Genomic DNA, 26,965 nt, shown 5'->3' on the forward strand with positions numbered 1-26,965 from the left:
CAGCAAGCTCCATGAAAATCGAAACCGGCCCACGCCATGGCCGCAAGCGTTCCCAAGGCATCCGGCATGAGCAGTGAGCTGGCCGATTGGAAGCGAGCCTTTCGGCCGTGCCTTTTTCCCGCGCTTGCCGTGCTGGTCCTGGGTGTCATCTCTTTCCTGTTCTTCGGCATGGCGAAGGGCATCCGCCTGCCCTACGACCCCGCGAAGCTGAACACGATCCAGTTGCGCATCGACAAGGTGACAAGCTGCGAAGGCCGGGCCCGCATCCGTGGCTGGTGGCAGTCTTTCCCCGTGCCTTGCGTGTATTCGGGCAACTATCCCTACATGGTGTTCAAGTTCCATGACGCGACCGGCAATGTCCGGTACACCGAGGGTGAGCGCGTGGAATTCATGGTGCGCGAGGACGAAGCGCAGCTCACCGACAGCGAGATCGCCCTGCAGTACAACATGGCCATACCCATCCGAGTGTATGGCGTGCGTCGGGACGGTGAAACGCTGGTCGATCCCGTGAAGGTTCACGATTGGAACCTGTCGCGCAAGGTTCAGCGCAACATGGTGGGATGGATTTCGCTGGCTCTGGCGGCTTGGGCGGCTGTCATCACGTTCCGCCGGGCCAGGAAAATCTTGAACGAAGAGATGTGGTGACCTTACGCGCGCTGGCTTTCGTCGTCGAATACGCGGGTCCAGGCGTGCGCCAGCGTGACGGCGTCTTGCTCGGCTACGTACTGCGGCGCTGCCTTCGCCATCGCGGCAAATAGCAGGGCGTCGCAGGCGCCTTGCCACAGGGGCGCCAATATCTGTTCGGTTTCGCCATCTTCTTCGACCACGACGAAGGCGCTGTCGCCGTCGACTTGCTCTGCGCGTAGCCGCAGTTGAGCGTGGATCAGCAGAAAGCCGGAGTGGATGGGCGAACGGGCCTTGTCGCCGCGCCGCGTGGCGGCCAGCGTGCCGCGCCACTCGTCCACGCTGTCATGCGCCGGTTCCGCACCCTGCTGCGACCACTGCATCCAGGCACGGCTGTACGCCAGGTGTGCATCCGCCGGCAGGTTGTCGGCCAACCCCTGAGCCTCGATGCGCGACAGTTTGCGGATTTGCGCAATGATGTCCAGCACGGCATCGCCATTCGCGCCGAACAAGGCGGACAACGGCAACTCTTCCAGCAGTTCAATCGTCGACGCACGCCAGTACCCGGGCTGCGCCACCAGGCCGGACATATCGCCCAGTTTGACGACACGTACGCGCCAAAGCTGGCCAGGCCACCGGCTGCCGATGACGATGGAGTCAAGGGACTCGTCCACCACGATCCAGGGCGGCGTCGCTTTTGGGCGCGCAACACGGCCGGCGGTTCGCTTCAGTTCGACCGACGGGTCCAGAGAGTCGAACCAGTAGCCCTCGGGCATGGCCGCAAGCTCGCCGTCTTGCGCCGTTTCGGTCACGTCGCCGCCGCAATGCCGGCACACGCGTGCCTCGCGAAGAATGCGCCCGCCGCACAAGGGGCAATCGATATGGGATGCGGGCAAGGGCTGGCCGCCCTGCTGCGACCGCTTGGTGATCGTCGTCAGGAATATGCCTGCAACCGGCGCGCTGATCAGGCAGGCCAGCATCGTCCATCCAAAACCATTGCGGCCTCGGCCCTTGGCCATGAAGCCGACCACGATGGCCAGCACGATCCAGAGAAAGATGATGAGTAGCATGGCGCGATGTTAAACCGAGGCCATGCGTGTTTTTTTGCGTCGCGCGCGCCTTGTCGGGACGCTGTTGCCGCCGGCCGGGGTAACCTGCTGCCAGGAGATGGTTTGATGTGCATCGTTGGTCACCCACAATAAGGAAGCGCATATGCTTGATATCACTTCGAAATTCCGCAGAACCGCCGTCGCGGCCCTGACGCTGGGCGTGGCCGGCGCGCTGTTCGCCGGCTGCACGACGACGGATTCCCGCGCGAGCGCAACACCGGCCGAAAAGAAGCAGGAACTGGACACCGCAACGAACGCCACGCTGTCCAAGCTGTATGAATCGTCGCCGCAGTCCAGGCAGTTGGTTGAGCAGGCCCGCGGGGTGCTCGTGTTCCCAGCGGTGTTGAGCGCCAGCTTCATCGTCGGGGCGCAGCATGGCACAGGCGTGCTTCGTGTCAGCGGCCAGGACACCGGCTACTTCAGCATCACGGGCGGCTCCATCGGCTTCCAGGCAGGGGCCCAGTCCAAAGCCATGGTGGTGCTCTTCATGACCGAGGATGCGCTGGCCAAGTTCCGCGCCAGCAGCGGTTGGACGGTGGGCGCCGACGCCACGGTCGCCGTGGCGAACGTGGGCGTCAATGGCAGCATCGATTCCAATACGGCGCAGCAGCCCATCGTGGGCTTTGTGTTGAACAACGGCGGCCTGATGGCCGGCGTGTCCGTGGACGGAAGCAAGATTTCGCCGCTGCTGCTGTAAGCCTGCCGGGCCGCCGCGGAAGGTCCGCGGCGGCCAGAATTTTTTTCCAGGAGATCACGCGTGATCAGCGAACAAGACAGGAAGCACCTGGCTCGATGTGTCGAGCTGGCCAAACAGGCGCTCGACGCGGGAGACCAGCCCTTTGGATCGGTGCTGGTGTCCGGCGACGGCCGGGTGCTGTTTGAAGACCACAATCACGTTTCCACCGGCGACCGCACACGCCATCCGGAATTCGAGATTGCCCGCTGGGCGGCGGCCAATGTGCCCGAAGCGGAACGCGCCGCGTGCACCGTCTACACATCCGGCGAACACTGCTCCATGTGCTCGGCAGCACATGGTTGGGTGGGGCTGGGTCGCATCGTCTACGCCGTGTCGTCCAGGCAGTACGCCGAATGGATGCGCGGTTGGGGCGTGCCTCCGTCGGCGGTGCGGCCGTTGTCCATATCGGAAGTCATCGACGGCGTGGAAACCGAAGGGCCCGTGCCCGAGTTTGTGGAACAGGTACGACTGCTGCATGAAGAGAACGTGCGTCGGCGCTCGCGGGGCGCCTGAAGCAAAGTGTTGGCGACCTAACGAATAGATACACAAACTCGAAAGACGGCAATTATTTGCACGCAATGGTCATGCTAAGTTGGCGGCCGTGCCGTAATCGGGGTCAGGGTCAACCGCCCTGCTCCGATCAAGAACAAGAGACACGGCGCGTCCCTTTCCCTTCTGACACAGACCATGCAAACCACCGTTGATCGCGGCGCAACCGGCGCCTTGGGTATCAAGCGCAAGACCGGCAAACTGATTGTCGCCCTGAGCCTGGCGTTCGCCGCCGCCCCGGCCATCGCGGCCCAGGATCCCGGCGCGGCCATCCTGCCTCCGCGGGGCAACGCCGCAAATCAGGCACCCGCTCAACAGGCGCCTGTTCAACAAGCCCCCGTTCAACAAGCGCCCGTGCAGCGCGCTCCTGTCCAGCAACAGGCGCCCGTGCAGCGAGCCCCGGCAGCGCAGCAGCCGGCGCAGTCAAGCGCCCTGGCTCCCGTACAGAAAACCCAGATCAACAACCAGGCGGCCTACGAACGGCTTCTGAACAATAGTGGTGTGACGCTGCAATGGCTGTGGTCCGCGCAGCGCGGCAAGATGAACGCCATCGACGACAACGACGTGGTGCGCATCGACGGCACCCAGGCCAACTTCGAAGGCACGCTGAAGGTCAAGGGCGAGATCGTCTCCATCGACAGCGACCGCTTTGTGCTGCGCGGCACGATTCTGATTTTGGACGCGCCGGACAAGGGCCGCCGCTGCGAGCGCACCGGCGACTACGAATTCAAGGCGACGGGCAAGCGCAAGTACTGGCGGCTGCAGCAGATGGAAGCTTGCGGCGGCCTGACGGACTACGTCGACATCTTTTATTGATCCCCCCGTCCACGCGTAGCCTTCCATGCCCCCTACCGCGATCAAATGGCTTGCCAGCGTTGTGTTCGGTCTGCTCATCGGCAGCGCGAGCTTCAGCCTTACCAACCCGTTGCTGCAGATCGTATTCGGTCTGAATCAGCCCGCTGGCGCGCCTTATGAGCCCTTGGACCCCGTCGCGCTGGAACGGATGCAGATCGCCGGCGCGGTGCTTTACGGCCTGATCGCGGTCGTGGTCGCGGTGGTGCTGGCGCGCATATCCAACATGCGCCGGCTGATCGGCTGGGGTTGCGTGGTGCTGGGCGTCACGTTGCTGCTGACGGTGCCGATCGCCCTGCTGCAAATGGACCCCGCCGTCCATGGCGGCGGCGGCGCCGACGCACGGGACGCGAACACCGCCCTTTTCTTCTTCCTGCTTATCTTCGGCCTTCCTTATCTGGGCGGGGGCTTGCTGCTGACGATTGGCGGCGCGGTGCTGATCCGGAAGAATCCGAAACAGCCGGCCGCCTGATCGCAGGCAGCCTGATCGCAAGCCGCCTGATCCCATTCCAGGCGTATCAAACCACCGGCAGCTTCAGCACCTGCTCCGTCGTCAGCACGTCTCCGAACGTATCTTCAATGCTTCCCAGCGCGGCCTGGTGCAGGCTGTCGTGCCGCACGACGCTGCCATCGCCCCGGTCCAGGTCCCGGGTTGCGCACGCATCTTCGGCGACGATGACCTGATAGCCCAGCGGCACGGCGTCGCGCGCGGCGCCGGCCACGCAGGCGTGGGTCATCAAGCCGGTGATGACCAGGGTTTTCACGCCGGCCGCCTTCAATTGCTCGTCGAGATTGGTCGTCGGAAACGCGCTGACCGACGATTTGCGCACGACCTTGTGGTGCGGCGCGGGCTGCAGGTCTTCATGGAATTCGCCCGTGGGGCTTTGGTCGGCGAACACGGGGCTGCCCGCCGGCGTGACGTGCTGGATATGGAAAACCGGAATCTTGGCCTGGTCGGCATGGGCGATCAGGCGCTGCGCATTGCCCAGCGCCGCCTTGCCGTCGGGAATCGGCAGCTTCCCGTTGAAGTATTCATTCTGGAAGTCGATCACCAGCAAGGCGGTGCTGGATGCATCGATGGAGGCCGGGGCAGGCGCGCCGGCGATGGTGCGGATGGTGGGATGGCTCATGGTTGACCTCGGCGATGTGAGATAAGGAAGGCCTGCTTCGGGCGGGCCGTTTTTGCGCGTACTGCGTCAAGGCCTTCAGTTTCCCGCGGAGCGAGCTTCCCGGATAGTGGCCCGATGGACAACTATTGCTAGAATCGGGCCAACCCGCATACGCCAACCCGCATACGCCCCGACCCTCGCCTGAAAGATGCATACCGTCGCCGTCATCGCCTTCGAAGACATCAGCCCTTTTCACCTGTCCGTCCCCTGCATGGTGTTTGGCGACGACCTGGCCCGGCTGGGCGTGCCGCGCTACCGCCTGATGATCTGCGGCGAACGCACGGGGCTGGTTCCCACGATGTCTGGATTCCGGATCGAGGTGGAGCACGATCTGCGCGCCCTGGAACAGGCCGACACCATCATCATGCCGGCCTGGCGCGACCCCGACGAATCCGCCCCGCCTGCGTTGCTCGATGCGTTGCGGGCGGCTCATGCGCGCGGCGCCCGGATTGCCGGGCTGTGCCTGGGGACGTTCGTGCTGGCCGAGGCCGGTCTGCTGGACGGACGCACGGCGGCAACTCATTGGGCCTGGAGCGAAGACTTCGTGCGGCGCCATCCCCAGGTCAAGCTGGACCGCAAATCGCTGTATATCGACGACGGCGACATTCTCACGTCAGCGGGCACCGCGGCCGCCATCGATTGCTGCCTGCACTTGCTGCGCTGCGATCACGGCGCGGAGATCGCAAACCGCGTCGCGCGCCGCATGGTCGTTGCGCCGCACCGGGATGGCGGCCAAGCCCAGTACATCGAGCAGCCCCTGCCCGACTGGCACGGATCCGACAAGCTCGACGCCACGCTGGACTGGGCCATGGAAAACCTGCGCCAGCCGCTGACGCTGGACCTGCTGGCCGGCAAGGCCGGCATGAGCCGCCGCAATTTCACGCGCCGCTTCAAGGCCAAGACGGGAGCCACGGTGTCCCAATGGGTGCTGAATCATCGGCTGGCATCGGCGCAGCGGCTGCTGGAAACCAGCAACAAAACCGTGGACCTGATCGCCGACACCGTGGGATTTGGTTCGCCAGCATCGTTCCGGCAGCATTTCGCCCATGCGTTCGCGATCTCGCCGTCGGGCTACCGCAGGCAGTTCAGCACCGGCCCTGCCCCTGGCGCGGCGCTTACCCAAAACGTCTAGCCCAGCCGCAGCTCTTTCACCCCCCGTCCCAAGCGGCGACGCAGCAGGGTCCGCAGCGTGGCGCCGTCCTCGTAGCCGACTTCGGCGGCAATGGCGTCGATGTTCAGATGGCTGGTGCGCAGCAAATGCACCGCGCGTTCGACGCGCAGGTCCTGGAAGTACGACAGCGGCGACTTCCCGAGCACGGCCTCTATGCGGCGTTGCAGCGTCCGGGTGCTGGTGGCCAGCGCGCCAGCCGCGGCGTCGAGCGAGAAACCTTGGGCCAGCCTGTCCCGGGCCCAGCGCTCGAAGCGTTCCACCAGCGGATCCGCGCGCGCCAGATGGTCGGGGATCATATAGGACGCCTGGGATGGCCGCGCGTCCACCAGCAGGTAGCGCGCGACGACGGCCGCCAGCGCGGGGCTGGCCTGGCCCAGCAGCCACAAGGCCAGGTCAAGGTGACCCATCGCGGCGCCCGCGGTCGTGAAGCTGCCGGACGGCACCATCATCCGCGCGCTGTCCAGTTGAACCTCTGGATAACGCTGGCGGAACAGCGGCGCCAGCCACCACGACGTCGTGGCCTCGTGGCCGTTCAGCAGCCCCGATTCGGCCAGCACGAACGTACCGATGCAGGCGGCCGCGATCCTGGCGCCGCCCGCGTGGCTTTCGCGCAGCAGCGCCAACGCATCCCTGACGTCGCGCCGCTCCAACGCCGGCAGCAACTGTTCCGGCATCTTCGTCGCGATGGCTGGCAGGACCACCCAGTCGGGATCGCCCATCGCGCTGACGGGCTTGGCCGGGACGCGCATGCCCAGCCCTGTGCGCACCTCGCGGCGCAGGCCGATCACGTTGATGTCGAACCGAGGCCCGGCGCCGGGTTGCTGCAGCTGGGCGAGCTCGTTCGCGGTGGTGAATGCATCCAGGATGGCTGACAGCCCGGTGTCGAAACAGCCGTCCAGCGCCAGCACCGAAAGTTTCATGGCGGAAATGACTCCAAAATTGTCACTTGCGACAATAGAGCCCGGGCCGATTCCTGTCTACATTGGCCGTAGGCGCATACGGCGCTGAACACAGGAACCGGCATGGACCAACAAGCACACAGTCTGGACAACCCGATCTGGACAGCTCTGAACAGCGACCAGGCGCATCTGGGCCTGCACAATGGACTCGCGTGCAGGTACCACCCCGACGTGGCGCCGTTCGGCGCGATGGAATCCGAATCTCCCGAGGCTTGGCTCGCGCTTGAACATCTGTTGCCTCCGGGGCAGCAGGCGGCGTTGTTGTCATCCGACCCGGTCTCGCCCCCGGCCCCGCTGCGTGCACAGCCCGTCGGCGTGATCCACCAGATGGTCGCGACGCGCCGCGACGCCTGTGTGGAGGACGCGTCGGACATCGTGACGCTTGGTCCCGCGGACGCGGCGCAGATGCTGGAACTGGCGGGCAAGACAAAGCCCGGCCCTTTCAGCACGCGCACCCACGAGCTGGGACGCTACATCGGCGTACGAACGCAAGGACGCTTGATTGCGATGGCGGGCGAACGCATGCATCCGGCCGGCCACGTCGAGATCAGCGCGGTCTGCGTGGACGAAGCCTGGCGCGGCAAGGGGCTGGCCGCGCGGCTGGTGCAACGGCTGGAACGGGAGATCTGGCAGCGGGGAGAGTCGCCGTTCTTGCATGTGCTCAGCAACAACGTCAATGCGATTGCGCTGTACGAAAAGCTGGGGTTCGCATTGCGGCAAAGGTTTTTTCTGACGCTGGTGGGGCGCGACGAATAACCGACTGACAAACGTTGCGCAGCGCTCGCAACGGTCCACCGAATCCCCCGCGATTGCAGTTTGAAATATCTTGCGGCCTTTCGTCGAAAAGGCCCGGCGGGGGACGCCGGTACAATTCGGGCGCTCTTTCCTATTTCTTTCCTGGCCGTTCAATCCCCATGTCCAACCTCATCGTCCACGGCGGCACGCCTTTGCGCGGTCGCGTCGTTCCTTCGGCCAACAAGAACGCCGTGCTGCCCATCTTGTGCGCCACGTTGCTGACTGACCAGCCGCTCAAGCTGCATGGGGTGCCGGACATCACGGACGTGCGCAAGATCCTGGACATCTTCCGCACGCTGGGCAGCGACGTCCGGCTGGACGACACGACGCGCACGCTGGAACTGCATCACCGCAACACGGTTTTTGATGCCGCACGGCATCGACTTCCCGAAGAGATGCGGTCGTCGATCATGCTGGTGCCGCCGCTGCTGGCTCGCTTTGGCGTGGCGCGCCTGGAAGACAACGTCAAGGGCTGCACGCTGGGCGTGCGCGAAATCGATCCGCACGTGGACATCTTCCGGTCCTTCGGCGGCGAGGTCGCACGCGCCAGCGGGTCCCTGCTGGTCCGTTCGACCGGCCCGCTGAAGCCCACGCATCATTGGCTGGACTATGCGTCGGTGACGACGACCGAAAACTTCGTGCTGTGCGCGGCCGCGGCCGAAGGCGAGTCCACCCTGACGAACGCGGCTTCCGAGCCGCACGTGCAGGAGTTCTGCCGCTTCATGGCGATGATGGGCGCGGACATCGACGGCATCGGGACGTCCCGCCTGACGGTGCGCGGCGGCGCGCGCCTGAAGGGCGGCGAGTTCACGTTCGAAGAAGACTTCCACGAGATCACGACCTTCCTGGCGCTGGGCGCGATCACGGGCGGCGACGTCGTGGTGCGCAACAGCACCCCGGGCAACTTCCCGCTGATCGATCGCACGTTCGCCAAGTTCGGCGTGCGCATCGAACACAAGGACGGCTGGTCGCGCGCGCTGCGCGCGGGCCCGCTGAAGGTGCAGACACCCTTCACCAGCAATGTGCTGACCAAGGTCGAGGCGGCGCCCTGGCCTTACTTCCCGGTGGACCTGCTCCCGATCTTCATCGCGCTGGGCGTATGCGCCGAAGGCAATGCGATGTTCTGGAACAAGGTCTACGACGGCGCTTTGGGCTGGACCGGCGAGCTGTCCAAGTTCGGCGCCCACGTGTTCTCGTCGGACCCGCACCGCGTGGTGACCTTTGGCGGCAATCCGCTGACGCCGGCCGTGGTGGAAAGCCCCTACATCATCCGCGTGGCGATCGCGCTGTTCATGGTGGCCAGCAGCATCAAGGGCCGATCCGAGATCCGCAACGCCACGCCGATCCGGCGCGCCCATCCGCAGTTTGTCGAAAACCTGCGCAATCTGGGCGTGCAGGTGGAATGGGCCAACGACGACTAGCCCTCCTCCGCGACCTGCCGCAGGGCCTGTTCGAAGGCCTCCGGCGGCTGGCCGCCAGACACCAGGTATTTGCCGTTGATGATCACCGACGGCACCGACGAAATGCCCAGCCGCCGCCAATGCTCTTCATCGGCGCGCACCTCGTCGGCGTAGCGGCCACTGTCCAGCACCTCGCGCGCCGCCGCCTCGTCCAGCCCCGCCTCGCGTGCCGCCCGCGCCAGCACCTGCGCGTCGCCGGTGTCTTCGTTCAGAAAATGATAGGTGCGCAGCAGGCTCTGCTTCATCGCGGTCTGCTGCGCCTGCCCCTGCAACCCGGCCCAGTGGATCAGCCGATGGGCATCGAAGGTGTTGAAGGACCGGTTGTCGTCTTCCATGCGCATCGGCATGCCGACGGCGGCCGCGCGCTCGCTGATGACCTTGCGGTTCGCCTGCACCTGTTCGCGGTCGTACCCGTACTTTGCCATCAGGCGCTCGATGGTGTTCTGCCCGCCGGCCGGCATGTCGGGATTCAATTCGAACGGCCGGAAATGCAGGTCGACCTGAGCGATTCCCTCCGTCCGGCGCATGGCCTCCAGCAGCCCGCCCAGCCCCACCGCGCACCACGGGCAGGCGACGTCGGAAACGAAATCGATGTTGATCTTGGCCATGCGGCTCTCCAGAAAACGTGACGATGAGCCAGAGAGTAAAACAAACCGCCCGACCGCACCGGGACTGGCCACCGTCTCCCGCGCACTTGCCGGATGGCGCGCGCGCAGCTGGGCAATGTGCCCTGATTCCGCTTCAGACATTGCCGCGCATCTGTTGATCTGCATCCGTCGCTGACAAAGAACTGAATGTTATTGTCTTGCTTTCGCTGCACGCTCGCGCATGCCGCCAGCGTGGCTTGAACGCCATTCACAAGGAGCCGAAATGAAGTTGATCCCGTCCCTGCTGGGCGCCGCCGCGCTGATGCTGAGTGTCTCCGCCACCGCCGCGCCGGTCACGTATGACCTGGATCCCTCGCACACGTACCCCAGCTTCGAAGCCGACCACTTCGGCGGCCTGTCGACCTGGCGCGGCAAGTTCAACCAGTCCCGTGGCGTGGTGGTGCTGGACCGCGAGGCGCGCACCGGCACGGTAGAGGTCACCGTCGACATCAACTCGGTGGACTTCGGCCACGACGAGATGAACAAGCATGCCGTCGCGCCCGATATTTTCGATGCGGCCAAATACCCCACCGCCACGTTCAAGGGCAAGTTCACCAAATTCGACGGCGACCGCCCGGAAGAAGCCACCGGCGACCTGACCCTGCGCGGCGTCACGCGCCAGGTCAAGATGGACATCGACGACTTCAAGTGCATCGACCACCCCATGGCGAAGCGCGAGGTCTGCGGGGCCGATGTGTCCACGGAGTTCAGCCGCAAGGACTTCGGCCTGAACTTCGGGCTGGACATGGGCTTCAAGCCCGAAGTGAAACTGAAGATCCAGGTCGAGGCGGCGCGTCGACAGTGACGCCTGTCAGCCCTGCCGTGCGGACCGCACGGCGGGGCTGAACCGCGCCGACGCCCAACGATCTATTCCTCGCCAGCCTGCCCGCGTCGCGCCTGCGCCAGAAACCCCAACACCGCGCGGTACGAGCCTTCATTGCCCGCAGCGTTCGCGGACGGCGTGCCTCCGGCGTCCAGCAGCAACCCCGACATGGCATGCGGTTTGTTGATCAGCGTGGCGGGCAGCCAGGGATAGTGAATGTGATGGCCCGCCCCCGCGCAGACATGGTGCAGCGTCGGCAACGCATGCGCCTGCCGCTGGCGCACCACCATTTCCGAATACGCGGTGCTGGGCCAGAAACCGTCGTCCGACGCGCTGACCAGCATGACGGGCCCCGGATAGTTCTCAACCGGAATGCGGGCGCGCTCGAACGCAGCGGCGTCGCGCGTGGCGCTCAGGAAGGCCAGCGTCTGGCGATACGGCGGCTCGGAGGCGTAGGCGGCATCCCAGTCGGCCGTGGCGTTGTCCTGCCACAGGTGCGGCAGCGGTTCGCCATGGCGAGTCCAGACCTGCGCATCGCGCCCCGTGCCGGGCGCGCCGGCGCTGACCACGCCGTGCATCACCGGCGATGGCACGTACGCCACCACAGCGCTCACCAGTTCGGGAAAGTGCGAGGCCACCAGCAAGGAGGTCTCGCCGCCGCGGCTGATGCCTGACACCGCCACGAAGCCGTCGCGCGGCTGCAGGGATTTGCGTATCCATTTCAGCGCCGACTCGAAGTATTCGAGCGGCATGTCGTTCAGGTACTTGGGCCGGCCGTCGTAGTTGAAGATCGCGAGCGCCAGGCATTGGTAGCCGCGGGCAGCGAAGAGCGCGGCGCGCGGGGCGTTCACGCCGCCCGACGATCCATTCATGTACACGACGACGGGATGCGGCCCCGGGCCGGCGGGAACGTACAGCTCGCCCGACAGCGTCATGCCGCCCAGGTCTTCGCGCACGGACCGGTGCGTGACCCCTTCGGCCATGAACTCCTGCACCAGCGTGGCCTCGGCCGACAGCGCGCCGTTCGTCGCATGCAGATGCACGGTCAGCGCATCGGTGCTGTCGGGCGGGAACACCACCCGTTCCATCTCCTGGCACGCCATCGACCAGACGATGCCCATTGCGGCTGGTTCGGCATAGGAACCGGACACCGGACCGTCCCGGCGCAAATCGAGGCGCCCGTCGTGGCCCGCGACGAACACGGCTTCCGAGCGCCAGGCCGCGCCGCACATCTGCATGCTGGCCGTGACGGTGATGAAGGCATACGCCGGAAAACCTTCGATGCGGATGTCGCGCTCGACGTCGATGAGCGCGCGTTCGGGCGTTACGGTGATACGGGGCTGCGTCACGATCGTCTCCTTTGCGGTCGCGGCCTCAGGCCTTCAAATCGGTCTTGGGAACGCCATTGGCCTTGATGACCTGCGCCCACATGGCGGATTCGTCGGCGATGACTTTGTCCAGGTCCGCCGACGAGGTGAACTCCACGGCCACGCCCTGCTCCGCGAACTGCTGCACCAGGCTGGGATCGCGCGTGCCCTCGCGCACGGCGTTCTCAAGGGTCTTGACCACATCGGCGGGCATGGCCGCGGGGCCGGAGATCATCATGCGGGTGTAGAGCTCGAAGTCATCGACGCCGGCCTCTTTCATGGTGGGCACGTCCGGCAGGCTGGACAGGCGCTTGTCCGCAGTAACGGCCAGCACCTGGAGCTTGCCCGACTTGATGTTGGGCAGCGCCGACGTGGGAAAGTCGAAGGTGCTTTGCACCGTGCCCGCCATCAGGTCCAGCAGCGCCGGGCCGCTGCCCTTGTAGGGCACGTCCTGGAACTGCGTGCCCGTCTTGGACTGGAAGTGCAGCAGCGCCAGGTGGTTGATGACCCCGCGGCCCGCATGCGCGCACGTGATGTCGTTGGGCTTTTTCTTGGCCAGCGCGATGAATTCCTGCACGTTCTTCACGCCCAGGTCAGGATGCACGATCAGCAGCATGGGCGACTTGCCCATCGAACCCAGTTGCTTGAAGTCCGAAGGCTGGTACGGCAGGTTGTTGTACAGCAAGGGGTTCAGGATCATCCCGTTGGTGCCCGCGAATCCCAGCGTGTAGCCGTCCGGCTCCGCCCGCGCCACGGCAACGGTGGCGATGATGGCCTGGCCGCCGGGCCGGTTCTCGACGACGACGTTCTGCTTGAGCGTCTTGCCCATGCGGTCGGCCAGCGCGCGGGCGGCGATGTCGGTCAGGCCACCGGGCGCGAAGCCCACCAGCAGCCGCACGGGCCGCGTCGGATAGGCGTTCTGCTGGGCCCAGGCCGGGCGCGAGATCAACGGCAGCGCGGCAATCGCGCCCAGGGCATGACGGCGGGTGAATCGCATACGGCTCTCCAGACTAGGCAAAGGCAAAGGCCAACGCGCGGCCAAGGACGCGCCGCGGGGCAAGACAATGAAAAGGGGAAGGACGCACAGGCCGGTCGCCGAACGGCGGCGGTCACAATAATCGTATGTTGTATGCAATACAACGGATGGGCTATCTAGGGATATCCCGGTGCGCCTGGAGTGACGGGCGGACAGATTCCGCCGGGCGGTATTTGGTATTCAAGAGCAAGCACCCCGGCATTGAGGTGCAGGCATTGGACCCCAGGCTGCAGGGGCAGCGTGCCCCTGCCGGCCTCAGGCCTTGGTCATCAGCTTCTTCCAGCCTTCCAGGCCCAGCTTCTGCATCGTGTCGATGTTCTTTTCGTAGATCTCGGCGGCGTCGGGGAAGGATTCCACCGCGCGGTCGATGCTGTCTTCGCGCAGCAGATGCAGGATGGGGTATGGCGAACGGTTGGTGTAGTTTTCGATGTCGTCTGGCTGCGTGTCGGCGAACTGGAACTGCGGGTGGAACGTGGCGACCTGCAGTTCGCCCACCAGGCGCATGCGCTTGAGCAGGCGATCGGACAGGTCTTCGAAGTCGTTGAAATCCAGGAAGTCGTCCAGCGCGTCAGGGATGATCAGCAGCGTGGTGTCGATCTTTTCGGGGTCGGTTTCGGCCAAGAGCGCCAGCTCGTCCTGCAGGTCGGTGAGCACGCCTTCGGCGTCGGTGGCGTCGCTGACGGCAAAGCGGATCTGGTCCTTGACCTGAACCGCCTTGGCGAAAGGACAGAGGTTCAGGCCGATCACGGCCTGGTTCAGCCAGTGGCGGGTTTCTGCAACTACGTTGGCGTAGGCGTCGGAGGTTGAAATCATCGAATCAATCCTGGAAAAAGAAAGAGCGCAAGGCCATAGGCCCCGCGCTCTGCATGGCTGATGGTGCGCGTCAGGCCGGCATGGCCGCCATCGTCTGCGCGACAGCGGCGGTCAGCTTCTTGCCATAGGGCACGTGCAGGAATTCATTGGGGCCGTGGGCGTTGGACTTGGGACCCAGCACGCCGCACACCATGAATTGGGCCTGCGGGAAACCCTTTTGCAGGATGCTCATCAGCGGAATGGTGCCGCCCTGGCCGATGTAGCCGCAAGGCGCGCCGTAGTACTGCTGCGAGGCCGCGTCCAGCGCCTGGGTCAACCAGGGCACGGATGCGGGCGCGTTCCAGCCCGTGGCCGCGCCTTCGTTGGCCTTGAAGATCACCTTGGCGTTATAGGGAGCGTCCGCTTCCAGCAGTTCCTTGATTTCCTGCGAGGCGGCCACGGCGTCGATCAGCGGCGGCAGGCGCAGCGACAGCTTGAACGCGGTGCGCGGGCGCAGCACGTTGCCGGCGCTGGACAGGGGCGGCAAGCCTTCGGCGCCCGTTACCGACAGCGTCGGGCGCCAGGTGCGGTTCAGCAACGCCTGTTCGGGTTCGGTGGTCATGGGCAGCACGAAGCCGCCTTCGGCGCCGCAGCTCCAGGGAAAGCGGCGCCAGACTTCGTCGCCCAGGATGCGGGCTGTGGCCGCGACCTGTTCGATGCGTTCGGCGGGGATTTCGCAGTGCAGGCTTTGCGGCAGCAGACGGCCGGTGGCGCTGTCTTCCAGGCGATCCAGCAGGTGACGCAGGATGCGGAACGACGACGGCACGACGCCGCTGGAGTCGCCCGAGTGCACGCCTTCGTCCAGGACCTGGACTTCCAGGGTGCCGGACACCATGCCGCGCAGCGACGTGGTCATCCAGAGTTGGTCGTAGTTGCCGGCGCCCGAATCCAGGCACACCACCAGGGCCACGTTGCCCAGGCGGTCGCGCAGCGCGTCCACGTAAGGCAGAAGGTCGTAGCTGCCCGATTCTTCACAGGTTTCCACGATGCCCACGCAGCGCGGACGCGGGATGCCCTGCTTGTCCAGCGCCATGATGGCGGTCAGCGAGGCGTACACGGCATAGCCGTCGTCGGCGCCGCCGCGGCCATAGAGCTTGCCGTCTTCGTACTTGGGCGTCCAGGGGCCCAGGCCCGCGCGCCAGCCGGAGAATTCGGGCTGCTTGTCCAGGTGGCCGTAGAGCAGGACGGTGTCGCCGTTGTCGCTGCGGGTGGCGGGCGCGTCAAAAAAGATGACGGGCGTACGGCCCGGCAGGCGCACCACTTCCAGTTTCAGGCCGGACACCTTTTGCGCTTCGACCCATTGCGCCGCATCGCGCACCACACGTTCGATGAACGCGTTCTTTTCCCAGTCGGCGTCGAACGCCGGGCTTTTGGCCGGGATGGCGATGTAGTCGGTCAGCGCGGGGATGATTTCGTTGTCCCACTTGTCATCCACGAAGTCCTGGAGGGCCTTGGGATCGAGAGTGGGCGGCAATGCGTCTTCGGGGATGCGTGCGTTCATGGCGCTGGCTTCCTGTGTGCGGGAAAGGGGCAAACCGCTATTTTATGCCTGTGCCGGGCGGACGGCATCTTTTGTCCCCTATCTGGCCGCGTACGCCTCGATCCGGCTCCATACCTCGCGGGCCAGCGGCTTGGCGTTGCCGACCGACTGGTACAGCCGGATTTCCATATGGATGTCGTTGCGGGCGCCGTCGGCGCGCACCAGCGTGCCGTCCCGCAGGTCGGATTCAACCAGCGTATGCGGCAGCCAGGCCAGCCCGAAGCCCTGGCGCGCCATGGCGTGCAAGGCGTCCGCCAGGTCTGATTCGTACATGGTCTGCAATAGCGGAACCTCGCAAAGTCCGCGCAGCTTGTCGTGCAGGATGCGGCCCAGCGACATGCTGCTGGCGTAGGCCAAAAAAGGCACGGGTGGATCCGAGGCCAGCTTGGGCACGGCGTGGCGGGGATAGCGTCCGCCGGGGGAAACGGGCGCGCTGACGGCGACCAGCTTGTCGGCGCCCACCCGCCGGTAGCGGTAGCTGGGATTGTCGATCTTGGCGTACAGCGGTTCGTGCGCATGGCACAGCAGGAAGTCGACCTCGCCGTCCTCGAGCATGTCGACGCCGTAATTCAGCGTCGTGGTGACGACCTTCAACTGAAAAGCTGGCAGGCCCCGCTGAACGCCTGCCATCAGCCCCGGCAGCACCGAATGGGCCAGCGTCTTGCCGGATGCGATGGTGATCTTGCGTGCGCGCTCCTGTTCGGGCTTTTGCAGCGTCTCGCGCGTTTCGCGCAGGATGTCCAGCACGTCGATGGCGGCCGCCAGCACGCTGCGCCCGGCGGCGTTCAGCGTGGACACCTGGTGGCCGCGTTCGACCAGCGGCACGCCTGCCCAATCTTCCAGCGCCTTGATGCGGCGCCCGAACGCCGGGTGCGTCACGTTGCGCGCCTCGGCGGCCTGGAACAGGTTGCGCGCCTTGGACAGGGCGACGAAGTCCTCAAGCCATTTGATATCCATCGGTGTCTCTCTTTTCCCGCCCCGCCCCGAGATTCGGCAGGCCCGGCGGTTGTTTGTGCATGGCTCAACGCCTGTGCCGATCTGGCACAGCGATTGCGCATTTTGCACAACCCAGAAACACCTTGCAACTAATATCCCAGCATCCACTCCTGGAAAACCCTATGTCAGACACTCCTGTCCTGCTCAAGTCGATACGCAGCCATTACCTGGGCGGCGTGGACGTCGTGGCTGGCGGCCTGCCCATGCAACAGCAAAAGGTCGTGGGCAATGCGTCCGCCCGGCTTATCGATATGAACGGCGGCTATAGCGCCGGACAGTTGTATGTCCAGGAATACCGGCTGGCGCAGCCGCGCTGCCCCTACCCCGTACTGCTGTGGCATGGCGGAGGCATGACGGGCGCACAGTGGGAAAGCACACCCGACGGCCGCGACGGCTGGCTGTGGCGCCTGCTGCAGGCGGGCTACGACGTTTTCGTGTCCGACGCGCCCGAGCGCGGCCGCGCCTCGTGGGCGATGTTTCCGCAGGTGTACGACTCGGCGCCCATCTTCCGCTCCAAGGAAGAGGCCTGGCGACTGTTCCGCATCGGTCCGGCTTCGGGCTACGCCCCCGCAGGTGAAGACCGCCATGCGTACCCGGGGCAACAGTTTCCCGTCGACGCTTTCGACACGTTCGCCAAGCAGTTCGTCCCGCGCTGGCTGACGCATGGGGACATGGCGCTTGGCGCCTACCGAGAACTATTGGACCTGGCCGGCCCCTGCATCGTCATCGGCCACAGCCAGGGCGGCGGCTTCGCCACCTTGCTTGCCCAGGAATACGCGGCGACCGTGCGCGCCGTCGTCGCGGTGGAACCCACCGGCACCCCGGCCCAGGCCACCTGTCAGTTGCCCCCGCAACTGCTGGTCTGGGGCGATCACTTTGACGCGGACGACACCTGGCAGCGCTACCGCGCCCAGACGGACGCCTATTGGAACGCCCTGCGCGCGGCCGGCCAGACCGCCGACGTGCTGGACCTGCCCGATGCCGGCATCGCCGGCAACTCCCATTTCTGCATGCTGGATCGCAACAGCGACCACATTGCCGGATTGATCGTCGATTGGCTGGACCGCAGCCTCGACTAACCTTCTCGTGGAGATAGACATGACCCTGAAGAAAACCACCATTGCCCTGGCGCTGTTCACCGGCGCCACGCTGGCGGCCGGCGCTTCGGCCCAGCAGGCCGACTATCCGAACAAGCCCATCCGCATGATCGTGCCGTTCGCCCCGGGCGGCACCGCCGACATCATCGGCCGTGTTTTTGCCGCGCAACTGGGCACCGAGCTGGGCGTTACCGTCGTCGTCGAAAACAAGGCCGGCGCCGGCGGTTCGATCGGCACGCGCTATGTCGCCGACGCCGCGCCGGACGGCTACACCATCCTGCTGGCCTCCTCCAGCACCCACGGCACCAATCCCGCCGTGTACAAGAACCTGACGTATGACGCGTCGCAGGACTTCACGGCGATCACGCAGCTGGTCACCGTGCCGGGTGTGCTGAGCGTCACCAAGGACTTCCCCGCCGCCGACCTGAACGCACTGATCGCGCAGTCCAAGGCCAATCCGGACAAGTACACGTACGCCTCGTCGGGCGCCGGCGGCCTGGGCAACCTGGCCATGGAACTGATGAAGTCGATGACGGGCTCCAAGCTCATGCACATCGCGTACCGCGGTGCGGGCCCGGCCTTCACCGACGTGATCAGCGGCCAGGTGTCGATGATCTGGGAACCGGTGCCGGCATCGCTGCCGTACATCAAGAGCGGCCAGATCCGCCCGATCGCCATCGCCGCCGACGCGCGCTCGCCGGAACTGCCGGACACGCCCACCTTCAAGGAAGCCGGCCTGGCGCGCTACGAAGCCAACGCCTGGAACGGACTGCTGGCGCCCAAGAACCTGCCGGAAAACGTCAAGCAGAAGCTGCATGACGCGTCGGTCAAGGCTTTGAACACGCCGGACGTGAAGGCCAAGATGGCCAGCCTGGGCGGCACCGTGGTGGCCGGTACGTCCGACGCTTTCCAGCAAGTGATCGCCAGCGACGTGAAGAAGTGGAAGAACGTCGCGAACGACGCCAAGATCCAGCTGGACCAGTAATGGAAAAGGCCCCGGCGCGATGCGCGCGGGGTCTTTGCTCGGATCAGGGCCTGTATATATATATAGGCAAGCCGGCCGTCATGGCCGGCTTTTTCATGGGTGGATCAGGCGCCGATCAGTGCAGGTTCGCCGCCGCGGCTTTCCAGGGCGGGCGCCTCGGCATCGATCACGCGGCCGGTTTGCAGCTTGAACACCGCCACGGCTTCGCGCAGGCGCTGGGCCTGCGTTTCCAGCGAAGCCGCGGAAGCGGCCGCCTGTTCGACCAGCGCCGCGTTCTGCTGCGTCACGCTGTCCATCTGCGACACGGCCTGGTTCACCTGCTGGATGCCCTGCGACTGCTCTTCGGACGCGCTGGAGATTTCGTTGATGATGTCCGTCACGCGGCGCACCGAGGTGACGATCTCCTGCATGGTGGCGCCAGCGGCCTCCACCTGGTCCGAACCCACCGACACCTTCTGCACGGAGTCGTCGATAAGGCCCTTGATTTCCTTGGCGGCGGCGGCGCTGCGCTGCGCAAGGGCGCGCACTTCGCTGGCCACGACCGCGAAGCCCTTGCCCTGCTCGCCGGCACGCGCCGCTTCCACCGCGGCGTTCAACGCCAGGATGTTGGTCTGGAAGGCGATGCCGTCGATCACGCCGACGATGTCGGCGATGCGGTGCGAGCTGTCGGCGATGCCGCGCATCGTGCCGACCACGTCGCCCACGGCCTGGCCGCCGCGCGTAGCGACCTCGGACGCCGCCATCGCCAGTTGCGAGGCGTTGCGCGAGCTGTCGGCGTTGTTTTTCACGGTGGAGGACAGTTCGTCCATGCTGGCGGCCGTTTCCTCCAGCGACGCGGCCTGCTGTTCCGTGCGGGAAGACAGGTCGATGTTGCCCGCGGCAATTTCGCGCGAACCCGTGTGGATCTCTTCCACGCCCAGGCGCACGGCGGACACGGTGCGCGCCAGGCTGTCCTGCATGCGCTTGACGGCGGCGTACAGCACGCCGATCTCGTTGTTGCCGCGGTGGTCGATGCGATTGGTCAGGTCGCCGTTGGCGATGCGGTCGAACAGGCGCCCGGCTTCATGCAACGGGCGGAAGACGGAACGTCCGAACACGACATACAGCCCCACGACCAGCGCCGCCACCACTGCCAGCAGACAGATCAGGAACACGATTGCTGCATTGATGCGAGCGGCGGATTCACGCGCCACCCGTTGGCCGACTTCGTCGGCATAGTCCACGTACTGCTGGATGGAATTGGTGAAGTTGATGCCCAGCGGCGTGACCTTTTCCAGATTGATTCGGCCGGCTTCCTTGGCGTTGCCGGCGCGGATGGCGGCAATCAGCGGCACGATCGCGTCGCGCGCATAAACGTCATAGGCGGCCAGCGCGGCATCGAACAGGGGCTTGCCCTGCGGCGTCAGTTCCGGCTGCTTGCGCGCCGAGTCGATCAGGCCGGTGGCCTTGGTGACGTAGCCGTCCAGCCGCTGCATGCTGGCCATGTTTTCCAGGCTCTTGCCTTCCAGCAGCGCGCTTTGCGCCGACAGCAGCACCACGCGGGCGCGCAGCAGTTCGGCGGCGGCGTCGTCCAGCGCGTTGGCGCGGACGAGGTTGGTGTCCAGCATCACCTCGATGGAGGTGCGATTGGACGTCAGTTGCTGGTACACGGCGATGCCGGTGACCAAAAAGAGTGCAAAGAAGACGCCCAGGGCGGTCGTCAGGATTGCGCGGATACTTAAATTCTTGAACATTGGAGCCACTCCGGGGGTTGCGTAACGCTATCCCCTTAACGGCGCAATGCAATGAAAAGTTAAATATCTCATCGGGTTACATGCGTGCGGCAACCCGGCTGCGTTCAATAAAAACCCCGCCGCCCAGGCGCATTGCCTGGGCGGCGGGGTCTGTGTCGCGCAACGCCGGGGACGAGGCCCCGGCGAATGAACCGGCTTACTTCAGCCAGGCGCGCGCATTGCGGAAGATGCGCATCCAGGGGGTGTACGCGCCGCCCTTGTCGGCATTGCCCCATTTTTCGGGGGCCCACGACATCATGACGTTGCGCGTGACGCGTTCCGGGTGCGGCATGATGACCGTGAAGCGGCCATCGGCGGTGGTGACCGAAGTCAGGCCGCCCGGGCTGCCGTTCGGGTTGAACGGGTAGGTCTCGGTGGCTTGGCCGTAGTTGTCGATGAAGCGCGCGGCGGCCAGCACGCGGCTGGCGTCGCCCTGTTGCGAGAAGTCGGCGAAGCCTTCGCCGTGGGCCACGGCGACCGGCACGCGGGCGCCTTCCATGCCTGCGAAGAAGATCGACGGCGACTTGGCCACTTCAACCATGGACAGGCGCGCTTCGTACTTTTCCGACTGGTTGCGCGTGAAACGCGGCCAGTGGTCGGCGCCCGGGATCATCGGGGCCAGCGCGGCCATCATCTGGCAGCCGTTGCACACGCCCAGCCCGAAGGTGTCGGGGCGCGCGAAGTACGCGGCGAACTGGTCGGCCAGCTTGCTGTTGAAGCGGATGGTGCGCGCCCAGCCTTCGCCGGCGCCCAGCACGTCGCCGTAGCTGAAGCCGCCGACGGCGACCAGGCCCTGCATCTGCGCCAGGTCCACGCGGCCGGACAGCAGGTCGGTCATGTGGACGTCGATGGCTTCGAAGCCTGAAGTGTCGAACGCCCAGGCCATTTCGACCTGGCTGTTGCAGCCTTGTTCGCGCAGGATCGCCACGCGCGGGCGCTTGCCGGTGTTGATGAACGGGGCGGCGACGTCTTCCTGCGGATCGAAGGCCACGGTCGGGCTCATGCCCGGATCCTTGACGTCATTCCAGACGTCGAGTTCGGCCTGGGCGCAGGCCGGGTTGTCGCGGCGAGCCATGATGCGGTAGGAGACTTCGGACCAGGCGCGGCCGAGGTCAGCGCGGGGCTGGCCCCAGATCTTCTTGCCGTCGCGGTAGAACTCGATTTCGTCGGCGCCGTTCAGGCCGCCGATGACGTGCGAGTGGGCCGACAGGCCTGCGCCGCGCAGCACCTGCATGACGGCGTCGCGTTGCGCGGCTGGCACCTGGATCACGGCGCCCGCCTCTTCCGAGAACAGCGCCTTGAGCGTGAGTTCGTCGCGCTGCACCGCCACCTGTTCCGGACGGATCTTGTAGTCGCCCCAATCCGCGGACTGCGGATCGAAGGTGAGCATGTCGAGGTTGACCGAGATGCCGGTGCGGCCGGCGAAGGCCATTTCCACCAGCGTGGCGAACAGGCCGCCGTCGGAGCGGTCATGGTAGGACAAGATGGTGCCGGCTTCGGCCAGCGTGCGGATGGTGACGAAGAATGCGCGCAGGTCTTGCGGCGAATCGATGTCCGGCACGGTCTGGCCGACCTGGTTGTAGGTCTGCGCCAGGATCGAACCGCCCATGCGATGGCGGCCGCGGCCCAGGTCGATCACGATGAGGACGCTGTCGCCCGCGTCGGTGCGCAGCTGCGGGGTGAGGCTGGCGCGCACGTCGGCCACCGGCGCGAACGCCGTGACGACCAGCGACACCGGCGCCACCACCTGGCGCTGCTCGCCGTCCTGTTCCCAGGACGTCTTCATGGACAGGGAGTCCTTGCCCACCGGAATGGACAGGCCGGTGGCCTGGCACAGTTCGCTGACGGCGGACACGGTGTCGTACAGCGCGGCGTCCTGGCCGGCCACGCCGCAGGCGGCCATCCAGTTGGCGGACAGCTTGATGTCTTCCAGGCGCGCCACGTCGGCGGCGGCCAGGTTGGTCAGGGCTTCGGCCACGGCCATGCGGCCCGAGGCCGGCGCGTCCAGCATGGCGATGGGAGTGCGTTCGCCCATCGACATGGCTTCGCCGCGGAAGCCTTCGTAGTCGGCCAGCGTGACGGCGCAGTCGGCCACCGGAATCTGCCAGGGGCCGACCATCTGGTCGCGGCTGGACAGACCACCGACCGTGCGGTCGCCGATGGTGATGAGGAAGGACTTGTTGGCCACCGTGGGGTGGCGCAGCACGCGATACGCGGCTTCGGTGAGGTCGATGCCGGCCAGGTCCAGAGGTTCGGACACGCCGGGCAGGCGCTTGACGTCGCGCGTCATGCGCGGCGGCTTGCCCAGAATGACGTCGATCGGCACGTCCACGGGGCGCACTTCGGCGTCGCCTTGCGGGCGGATCGTGTCCAGGCCGGGCAGGCCTTCGCCGTCGACCACGCGCAGCTGGCGTTCTTCGGTGGCCACGCCCACCACCGCGTACGGGCAGCGTTCGCGGCGGGCGATGGCGTCAAAGCGTTCCAGGTCTTGGGGCAGGATCGACAGGACGTAGCGTTCCTGCGATTCGTTGCTCCAGATTTCGGCGGGCGACAGGCCCGATTCTTCGAGGGGCACGCGCTTCAGGTCGAAGATGGCGCCGCGGCCGGCGTCGTTGACCAGTTCCGGGAAGGCGTTGGACAGGCCGCCCGCGCCCACGTCGTGGATGGCGATGATGGGGTTGTTTTCGGCCTGCTGCCAGCAGCGGTCAATGACTTCCTGGGCGCGGCGTTCGATCTCGGGGTTGCCGCGCTGGACGGAATCGAAGTCCAGTTCGGCCGAGTTGCTGCCCATGCTAATGCTGGAGGCGGCGCCGCCGCCCATGCCGATGCGGAAGCCCGGGCCGCCCAGCTGGATCAGCAGCGCGCCGGGAGGAATGACGTCTTTGTGCGTGAGGCCCGCGTCGATGCTGCCCAGGCCGCCCGCGATCATGATGGGCTTGTGGTAGCCCCAGCGCGTGCCGCCGGCGGTTTGTTCGAACGAGCGGAAATAGCCCAGCAGGTTGGGCCGGCCGAATTCGTTGTTGAACGCCGCGCCGCCGATGGGGCCGTCGATCATGATGGACAGCGGCGAGGCGATGCGTTCGGGCAGGCCGTGGTGGTCGGCTTCCCAGGGCTGCAGCGCGTCGTCGAAGCGCAGGTGCGACACGGTGAAGCCCGTGAGGCCCGCCTTGGGCTTGGAGCCGCGGCCAGTGGCGCCTTCGTCGCGAATTTCACCGCCGTTGCCGGTGGATGCGCCGGGGAACGGCGCGATCGCGGTCGGGTGATTGTGCGTTTCCACCTTCATCAGCGTGTGCACGGTGGTGTCGCGGCGGATGTACTTGGCGCCTTCGGCGCCCTGCCCGGTGACGCCCGGCACGCCGGCCTGGAAGCGCTGCGCGGGGCCGCCTTCCATGATGGCGGCGTTGTCCGAATAGGCGACCACGGTGCCTTGGGGCTGCGCCTTGTGCGTGGCCCGGATCATGCCGAACAGCGTGTTGGGCTGCTCCTGGCCGTCGATGACCCATTCGGCGTTGAAGATCTTGTGGCGGCAGTGTTCGCTGTTGGCCTGCGCGAACATCATCAGTTCGACGTCGGTGGGGTCGCGGCCCAGGTCCGTGAAGGACTTGGCGAGGTATTCGATTTCGTCGTCGGACAGGGCCAGGCCCAGCGAGGTATTGGCCTCGGTCAGGGCATCGGCGCCGCGCGACTGGACGTCGACGGTGCGCATCGGCTTGCCGGCCAGCGGCTGGAACAGCGCCTGGCCGTCGAAGCTGGCGTCCACCACGGTTTCGGTCATGCGGTCGTGCAGGCAGTCGGCCGCGCGCGCCAGCATGGCGTCGTCGAAGGACTTGGTGCCGAGCAGGCCGCGTTCCGGCGTGATGACGTAGCGCACGCCGCGTTCGATGCGATGCACGGACGCGAGGCCGCAATTGTGCGCGATGTCAGTGGCTTTGCTGGCCCACGGAGAAATCGTGCCAAGGCGCGGGATCACCAGCAGCGACAGGCTCTTGGCCGGGGCATCCGCCGTGTTGGGCGTGCCGTAGTCCAGCAGTTGGGTAAGTTGCTGCTGCTGTTCGGCCGTCAGGGCGGCATCGGTGCTGACGAAGTGCTCGTAGCGAGCGGATATGTCGGCCACCGGCAGGCCGGCTTCCTTCAATTGCGCCAGGAGGCGATCACGTCGAAAGGAGGACAGGACGGAGGAACCAGGCAGATGCTGAACTAGGGACACGATGCGGGCGCCGTATAAAGAGGGGTGCAAAGATGGGATTTTACCCGTTTAAGGGGTTTTCCCGGAGCCGATGTTCAACCTGCCTTCAGGCGGCCGCCTGCCGGCATTGTTACAAAAGAATTCCAGCAGCGTCGCACCGCCATGGTGCACAGCAATAACGGCGTCAACACGCCCGGCTCTGCCGTCGTTTTCCCTCTCGGTTGCCATCAGGCTTGTCACGCGTGACGCACCGCAGCATGTTGCGGCAACCCCGCATTGCGGGAAAACACGAACACCCTCCTCCGCGGGTCAACGGTAGGATGCAGCGACCCTACCAACACAAGAACAAGCGCCCATCCGCGCACTGGCCGTTGCCTCACATGTCCCGCCCTGAAGCCCCCGCCGAGCCCGTCGAACCGATCATCCCCGTAGAAGCAGATCCCGCCGTGAAGGTGCCGCTGGCGATCGAAGACTGGCTGGCCGTGATCCTGCTTGCGACCCTGGCCATCATTACTTTCCTGAATGTGCTGGTGCGCTACTTCACCGATCAGTCCTTCGCCTGGACGGAAGAGATCTCGGTGTTCCTGCTGATCGTGCTGACCATGGCGGGCGGCAGCGTGGCCTTCGTGCGCAATCATCACATCCGCATCGAGATCCTGGCCGATTCCGGTTCGCCGCGTCGGCAGCGCATCATGGCGCTCATCGCCAACGGCTGCGTGCTGGCGTTCTTCGTGCTGCTGACCGTACTGTCGGTAAAGCTGGTGCTGGACGAATACATGTACGAGGAAACCTCGCCCGCGATCGGCGTGCCGACCTGGTGGTATTCGATCTGGCTGCCCGTGATGGCGGCGGCGATCTCGCTGCGCACCGTCGGCACGCTGCGCCGCATCGCGCGCGGCCCGAAAGCGGACGCGCAGCAATGATCGCCGCCATCCTCTTTACCGTCTTCATCGTCCTGATGGTGATCGGCGTGCCGGTCGGCGTGGCGCTGGGCATCGGAGGCACGGTCGCGATCGTGCTGACCAACCTGGATACGCCCTGGTATGGCCTGTTGACCGTGCCGCAGAACTTCTACGCCGGCCTGGCCAAGTACCCGTTGCTGGCGATTCCGATGTTCGTGCTGGTCGGCTCCATCTTCGACCGTTCGGGCGTGGCCAAGCGCCTGGTGGACTTCGCCATCGCCATCGTCGGGCGCGGTCCCGGCATGCTGCCGCTGGTGTCGATCGCGGTGGCCATGTTCCTGGGCGGCATCTCGGGCTCGGGCCCGGCGTGCGCCGCGGCCGTGGGCGCGGTGATGATTACCGCGATGTCGCGCGCAGGCTATCCCGGATCGTTCTCGGCGTCGGTGGTGGCCGCCGGCGCCGCGACGGACATCCTGATCCCGCCCTCGGTGGCCTTCATCATCTATTCCGTGCTGGTGCCCGGCGCGTCGGTGCCTGCCCTGTTCGCCGCCGGCATGGTGCCCGGCATCCTGGCCGGCCTTGCGCTGATCGTGCCGGCCGTCTGGCTATCGCGCAAACACAAGATGGGCGGGTTGGAAGCCCACCTGCCGCGTCCGCCCTTCTGGAAAAGCCTGCGCGAAGCTTCCTGGGGCCTGGCCGCGCCGGTGCTGATCCTGGGCGGCATGCGCATGGGCTGGTTCACGCCCACCGAAGCCGCCGTTGTCGCCGTGTTCTATGGCCTGTTCGTCGGCGCCTTCATTCACCGCACGATCAAGCTGCGCGACCTGTACACCATCCTGCGCGAAGCCGCCGAACTGTCGGCCGTCATCATGCTGGTGGTGACGCTGGCCGGCATCTTCGCCTGGGCCCTGTCCACGCTCAGCGTCATCGACCCGATCACCCACGCCATCGTCAATTCCGGCCTGGGCGAATGGGGCGTGCTGGCGCTCCTGATCCTGCTGCTGATGACCGTGGGCATGTTCCTGGACGGCATCTCGATCTTCCTGATTTTCGTGCCGCTGCTCATGCCGATCGCCAATGCCTACGGCTGGGATCCGGTGTGGTTCGGCGTGATCCTGACCTTGAAGGTCGCGCTGGGCCAGTTCACCCCGCCGCTGGCGGTGAACCTGATGGTGTCGTGCCGCATTGCGCGCGTGCCGATGGAATCCACGGTGCGTTGGGTGGTGTGGCTGCTGGGCGCGATGTTCCTGGTGCTGGTGGCGGTGCTGGTGTTTCCCGAGCTGGCGTTGTGGCTGCCGCGCAAGCTGGGTTATTGAGAAGGCGGGACCGGCCGGCCCG

General features: G+C 65.8%; 24 protein-coding genes. 13 read left to right on the forward strand and 11 right to left on the reverse strand.

The window, feature by feature from the left end:
• Nucleotides 1-66 precede the first annotated feature (66 nt).
• Entirely contained in the window at nt 67-645 is a 579-nt protein-coding gene (locus tag RT614_RS15275) for a hypothetical protein (RefSeq protein ID WP_313622971.1), read from the forward strand.
• A 2-nt stretch (nt 646-647) separates the two neighbouring features.
• Here RT614_RS15275 and RT614_RS15280 read toward each other — a convergent pair whose 3' ends face one another.
• Nucleotides 648-1,694 (reverse strand): hypothetical protein, encoded by a 1,047-nt coding sequence (locus tag RT614_RS15280; protein ID WP_313622972.1) that lies wholly within the window; start codon nt 1,692-1,694, stop codon nt 648-650.
• A 142-nt stretch (nt 1,695-1,836) separates the two neighbouring features.
• Here RT614_RS15280 and RT614_RS15285 point away from each other — a divergent pair, with 142 nt between their 5' ends.
• The 4 genes from RT614_RS15285 (at nt 1,837) to RT614_RS15300 (ending at nt 4,342) form a co-directional block, all read left to right on the forward strand.
• Nucleotides 1,837-2,430: a YSC84-related protein gene (locus RT614_RS15285; RefSeq protein ID WP_313622973.1), complete on the forward strand. Its 594-nt coding sequence runs from the start codon at nt 1,837-1,839 to the stop codon at nt 2,428-2,430.
• A 60-nt stretch (nt 2,431-2,490) separates the two neighbouring features.
• Nucleotides 2,491-2,982, forward strand: coding sequence for a nucleoside deaminase (locus RT614_RS15290; RefSeq protein ID WP_313622974.1), 492 nt, complete (start codon nt 2,491-2,493; stop codon nt 2,980-2,982).
• Between the two features lie 174 nt (nt 2,983-3,156).
• A complete protein-coding gene (locus RT614_RS15295) occupies nt 3,157-3,834 on the forward strand; it encodes a hypothetical protein (protein WP_313622975.1) in 678 nt (225 codons plus the stop codon).
• A 25-nt stretch (nt 3,835-3,859) separates the two neighbouring features.
• Nucleotides 3,860-4,342, forward strand: coding sequence for a hypothetical protein (locus RT614_RS15300; RefSeq protein WP_313622976.1), 483 nt, complete (start codon nt 3,860-3,862; stop codon nt 4,340-4,342).
• 46 nt (nt 4,343-4,388) lie between these two features.
• Here the strand turns inward: RT614_RS15300 and RT614_RS15305 are convergent, their stop codons facing one another.
• Nucleotides 4,389-5,000 carry a cysteine hydrolase family protein gene (locus RT614_RS15305; RefSeq protein ID WP_313622977.1) on the reverse strand — a complete coding sequence of 204 codons (612 nt, stop codon included), beginning with the start codon at nt 4,998-5,000 and terminating at the stop codon, nt 4,389-4,391.
• Nucleotides 5,001-5,187: 187 nt separating this feature from the next.
• Between RT614_RS15305 and RT614_RS15310 the strand changes: the two genes are divergently transcribed.
• On the forward strand, nt 5,188-6,171 hold the full coding sequence (locus RT614_RS15310) for a GlxA family transcriptional regulator (RefSeq protein WP_313622978.1): 984 nt from the start codon (nt 5,188-5,190) through the stop codon (nt 6,169-6,171).
• Here the strand turns inward: RT614_RS15310 and RT614_RS15315 are convergent.
• The gene (locus RT614_RS15315; protein WP_313622979.1) at nt 6,168-7,130 is read right to left on the reverse strand and encodes a GlxA family transcriptional regulator; all 963 of its coding nucleotides are present in this window, start codon (nt 7,128-7,130) and stop codon (nt 6,168-6,170) included. The genes RT614_RS15310 and RT614_RS15315 overlap by 4 nt on opposite strands.
• 102 nt (nt 7,131-7,232) lie before the next feature.
• Between RT614_RS15315 and RT614_RS15320 the strand changes: the two genes are divergently transcribed.
• Both RT614_RS15320 and RT614_RS15325 read left to right on the forward strand, forming a co-directional pair.
• Nucleotides 7,233-7,925, forward strand: coding sequence for a GNAT family N-acetyltransferase (locus RT614_RS15320; RefSeq protein ID WP_313622980.1), 693 nt, complete (start codon nt 7,233-7,235; stop codon nt 7,923-7,925).
• Nucleotides 7,926-8,083: 158 nt separating this feature from the next.
• Nucleotides 8,084-9,385 carry a UDP-N-acetylglucosamine 1-carboxyvinyltransferase gene (locus RT614_RS15325; RefSeq protein ID WP_313622981.1) on the forward strand — a complete coding sequence of 434 codons (1,302 nt, stop codon included), beginning with the start codon at nt 8,084-8,086 and terminating at the stop codon, nt 9,383-9,385.
• On the opposite strand, the gene RT614_RS15330 is transcribed toward RT614_RS15325, so the two are convergent.
• Complete coding sequence (locus RT614_RS15330) at nt 9,382-10,032, reverse strand: DsbA family oxidoreductase (RefSeq protein WP_313623222.1); 651 nt, start codon at nt 10,030-10,032, stop codon at nt 9,382-9,384. The genes RT614_RS15325 and RT614_RS15330 overlap by 4 nt on opposite strands.
• Nucleotides 10,033-10,294: 262 nt before the next feature.
• Here RT614_RS15330 and RT614_RS15335 point away from each other — a divergent pair, with 262 nt between their 5' ends.
• Complete coding sequence (locus tag RT614_RS15335; protein WP_313622982.1) at nt 10,295-10,876, forward strand: YceI family protein; 582 nt, start codon at nt 10,295-10,297, stop codon at nt 10,874-10,876.
• A 62-nt stretch (nt 10,877-10,938) separates the two neighbouring features.
• Here the strand turns inward: RT614_RS15335 and RT614_RS15340 are convergent, their stop codons facing one another.
• The 5 genes from RT614_RS15340 to RT614_RS15360 form a co-directional block, all read right to left on the reverse strand.
• Complete coding sequence (locus tag RT614_RS15340; RefSeq protein ID WP_313623223.1) at nt 10,939-12,246, reverse strand: acyl-CoA thioesterase/bile acid-CoA:amino acid N-acyltransferase family protein; 1,308 nt, start codon at nt 12,244-12,246, stop codon at nt 10,939-10,941.
• A gap of 22 nt (nt 12,247-12,268) precedes the next feature.
• Entirely contained in the window at nt 12,269-13,258 is a 990-nt protein-coding gene (locus RT614_RS15345) for a tripartite tricarboxylate transporter substrate binding protein (RefSeq protein WP_313622983.1), read from the reverse strand.
• Nucleotides 13,259-13,552: 294 nt separating this feature from the next.
• Entirely contained in the window at nt 13,553-14,110 is a 558-nt protein-coding gene (locus RT614_RS15350) for a DUF1415 domain-containing protein (RefSeq protein ID WP_313622984.1), read from the reverse strand.
• Nucleotides 14,111-14,180: 70 nt separating this feature from the next.
• Nucleotides 14,181-15,650 carry a M20 family metallopeptidase gene (locus RT614_RS15355; protein WP_313622985.1) on the reverse strand — a complete coding sequence of 490 codons (1,470 nt, stop codon included), beginning with the start codon at nt 15,648-15,650 and terminating at the stop codon, nt 14,181-14,183.
• A gap of 78 nt (nt 15,651-15,728) precedes the next feature.
• Nucleotides 15,729-16,646: a LysR family transcriptional regulator gene (locus RT614_RS15360; protein WP_313622986.1), complete on the reverse strand. Its 918-nt coding sequence runs from the start codon at nt 16,644-16,646 to the stop codon at nt 15,729-15,731.
• Nucleotides 16,647-16,807: 161 nt separating this feature from the next.
• Here RT614_RS15360 and RT614_RS15365 point away from each other — a divergent pair, with 161 nt between their 5' ends.
• Nucleotides 16,808-17,764, forward strand: coding sequence for an alpha/beta fold hydrolase (locus tag RT614_RS15365; RefSeq protein WP_313622987.1), 957 nt, complete (start codon nt 16,808-16,810; stop codon nt 17,762-17,764).
• 19 nt (nt 17,765-17,783) lie between these two features.
• A complete protein-coding gene (locus RT614_RS15370; RefSeq protein WP_313622988.1) occupies nt 17,784-18,767 on the forward strand; it encodes a tripartite tricarboxylate transporter substrate binding protein BugE in 984 nt (327 codons plus the stop codon).
• 104 nt (nt 18,768-18,871) lie between these two features.
• On the opposite strand, the gene RT614_RS15375 is transcribed toward RT614_RS15370, so the two are convergent.
• Together RT614_RS15375 and purL are read right to left on the reverse strand one after the other, a co-directional pair.
• A complete protein-coding gene (locus RT614_RS15375; RefSeq protein ID WP_313622989.1) occupies nt 18,872-20,500 on the reverse strand; it encodes a methyl-accepting chemotaxis protein in 1,629 nt (542 codons plus the stop codon).
• Between the two features lie 196 nt (nt 20,501-20,696).
• A complete protein-coding gene (gene purL, locus RT614_RS15380) occupies nt 20,697-24,746 on the reverse strand; it encodes a phosphoribosylformylglycinamidine synthase (RefSeq protein WP_313622990.1) in 4,050 nt (1,349 codons plus the stop codon).
• A 359-nt stretch (nt 24,747-25,105) separates the two neighbouring features.
• On the opposite strand from purL, the gene RT614_RS15385 reads away from it, so the two are divergent.
• Together RT614_RS15385 and RT614_RS15390 are read left to right on the forward strand one after the other, a co-directional pair.
• Nucleotides 25,106-25,648, forward strand: coding sequence for a TRAP transporter small permease (locus tag RT614_RS15385; protein ID WP_313622991.1), 543 nt, complete (start codon nt 25,106-25,108; stop codon nt 25,646-25,648).
• A complete protein-coding gene (locus tag RT614_RS15390) occupies nt 25,645-26,943 on the forward strand; it encodes a TRAP transporter large permease (protein WP_313622992.1) in 1,299 nt (432 codons plus the stop codon). The genes RT614_RS15385 and RT614_RS15390 overlap by 4 nt, the downstream gene beginning before the upstream one ends.
• The last annotated feature ends 22 nt before the right edge of the window (nt 26,944-26,965 follow it).

The organism is Achromobacter sp. (genome assembly GCF_032102605.1).
GTDB lineage: Bacteria > Pseudomonadota > Gammaproteobacteria > Burkholderiales > Burkholderiaceae_B > Achromobacter.

What these genes read in the sequence shown, in the direction of transcription:
- RT614_RS15275 (WP_313622971.1), top strand. Translation starts at nt 67, where the DNA reads ATGAGCAGTGAGCTGGCCGATTGGAAGCGAGCCTTTCGGCCGTGCCTT.
- RT614_RS15280 (WP_313622972.1), bottom strand. Translation starts at nt 1,694, where the DNA reads ATGCTACTCATCATCTTTCTCTGGATCGTGCTGGCCATCGTGGTCGGC.
- RT614_RS15285 (WP_313622973.1), top strand. Translation starts at nt 1,837, where the DNA reads ATGCTTGATATCACTTCGAAATTCCGCAGAACCGCCGTCGCGGCCCTG.
- RT614_RS15295 (WP_313622975.1), top strand. Translation starts at nt 3,157, where the DNA reads ATGCAAACCACCGTTGATCGCGGCGCAACCGGCGCCTTGGGTATCAAG.
- RT614_RS15300 (WP_313622976.1), top strand. Translation starts at nt 3,860, where the DNA reads ATGCCCCCTACCGCGATCAAATGGCTTGCCAGCGTTGTGTTCGGTCTG.
- RT614_RS15305 (WP_313622977.1), bottom strand. Translation starts at nt 5,000, where the DNA reads ATGAGCCATCCCACCATCCGCACCATCGCCGGCGCGCCTGCCCCGGCC.
- RT614_RS15310 (WP_313622978.1), top strand. Translation starts at nt 5,188, where the DNA reads ATGCATACCGTCGCCGTCATCGCCTTCGAAGACATCAGCCCTTTTCAC.
- RT614_RS15315 (WP_313622979.1), bottom strand. Translation starts at nt 7,130, where the DNA reads ATGAAACTTTCGGTGCTGGCGCTGGACGGCTGTTTCGACACCGGGCTG.
- RT614_RS15320 (WP_313622980.1), top strand. Translation starts at nt 7,233, where the DNA reads ATGGACCAACAAGCACACAGTCTGGACAACCCGATCTGGACAGCTCTG.
- RT614_RS15325 (WP_313622981.1), top strand. Translation starts at nt 8,084, where the DNA reads ATGTCCAACCTCATCGTCCACGGCGGCACGCCTTTGCGCGGTCGCGTC.
- RT614_RS15330 (WP_313623222.1), bottom strand. Translation starts at nt 10,032, where the DNA reads ATGGCCAAGATCAACATCGATTTCGTTTCCGACGTCGCCTGCCCGTGG.
- RT614_RS15335 (WP_313622982.1), top strand. Translation starts at nt 10,295, where the DNA reads ATGAAGTTGATCCCGTCCCTGCTGGGCGCCGCCGCGCTGATGCTGAGT.
- RT614_RS15345 (WP_313622983.1), bottom strand. Translation starts at nt 13,258, where the DNA reads ATGCGATTCACCCGCCGTCATGCCCTGGGCGCGATTGCCGCGCTGCCG.
- RT614_RS15350 (WP_313622984.1), bottom strand. Translation starts at nt 14,110, where the DNA reads ATGATTTCAACCTCCGACGCCTACGCCAACGTAGTTGCAGAAACCCGC.
- RT614_RS15355 (WP_313622985.1), bottom strand. Translation starts at nt 15,650, where the DNA reads ATGAACGCACGCATCCCCGAAGACGCATTGCCGCCCACTCTCGATCCC.
- RT614_RS15360 (WP_313622986.1), bottom strand. Translation starts at nt 16,646, where the DNA reads ATGGATATCAAATGGCTTGAGGACTTCGTCGCCCTGTCCAAGGCGCGC.
- RT614_RS15365 (WP_313622987.1), top strand. Translation starts at nt 16,808, where the DNA reads ATGTCAGACACTCCTGTCCTGCTCAAGTCGATACGCAGCCATTACCTG.
- RT614_RS15370 (WP_313622988.1), top strand. Translation starts at nt 17,784, where the DNA reads ATGACCCTGAAGAAAACCACCATTGCCCTGGCGCTGTTCACCGGCGCC.
- RT614_RS15375 (WP_313622989.1), bottom strand. Translation starts at nt 20,500, where the DNA reads ATGTTCAAGAATTTAAGTATCCGCGCAATCCTGACGACCGCCCTGGGC.
- RT614_RS15385 (WP_313622991.1), top strand. Translation starts at nt 25,106, where the DNA reads ATGTCCCGCCCTGAAGCCCCCGCCGAGCCCGTCGAACCGATCATCCCC.
- RT614_RS15390 (WP_313622992.1), top strand. Translation starts at nt 25,645, where the DNA reads ATGATCGCCGCCATCCTCTTTACCGTCTTCATCGTCCTGATGGTGATC.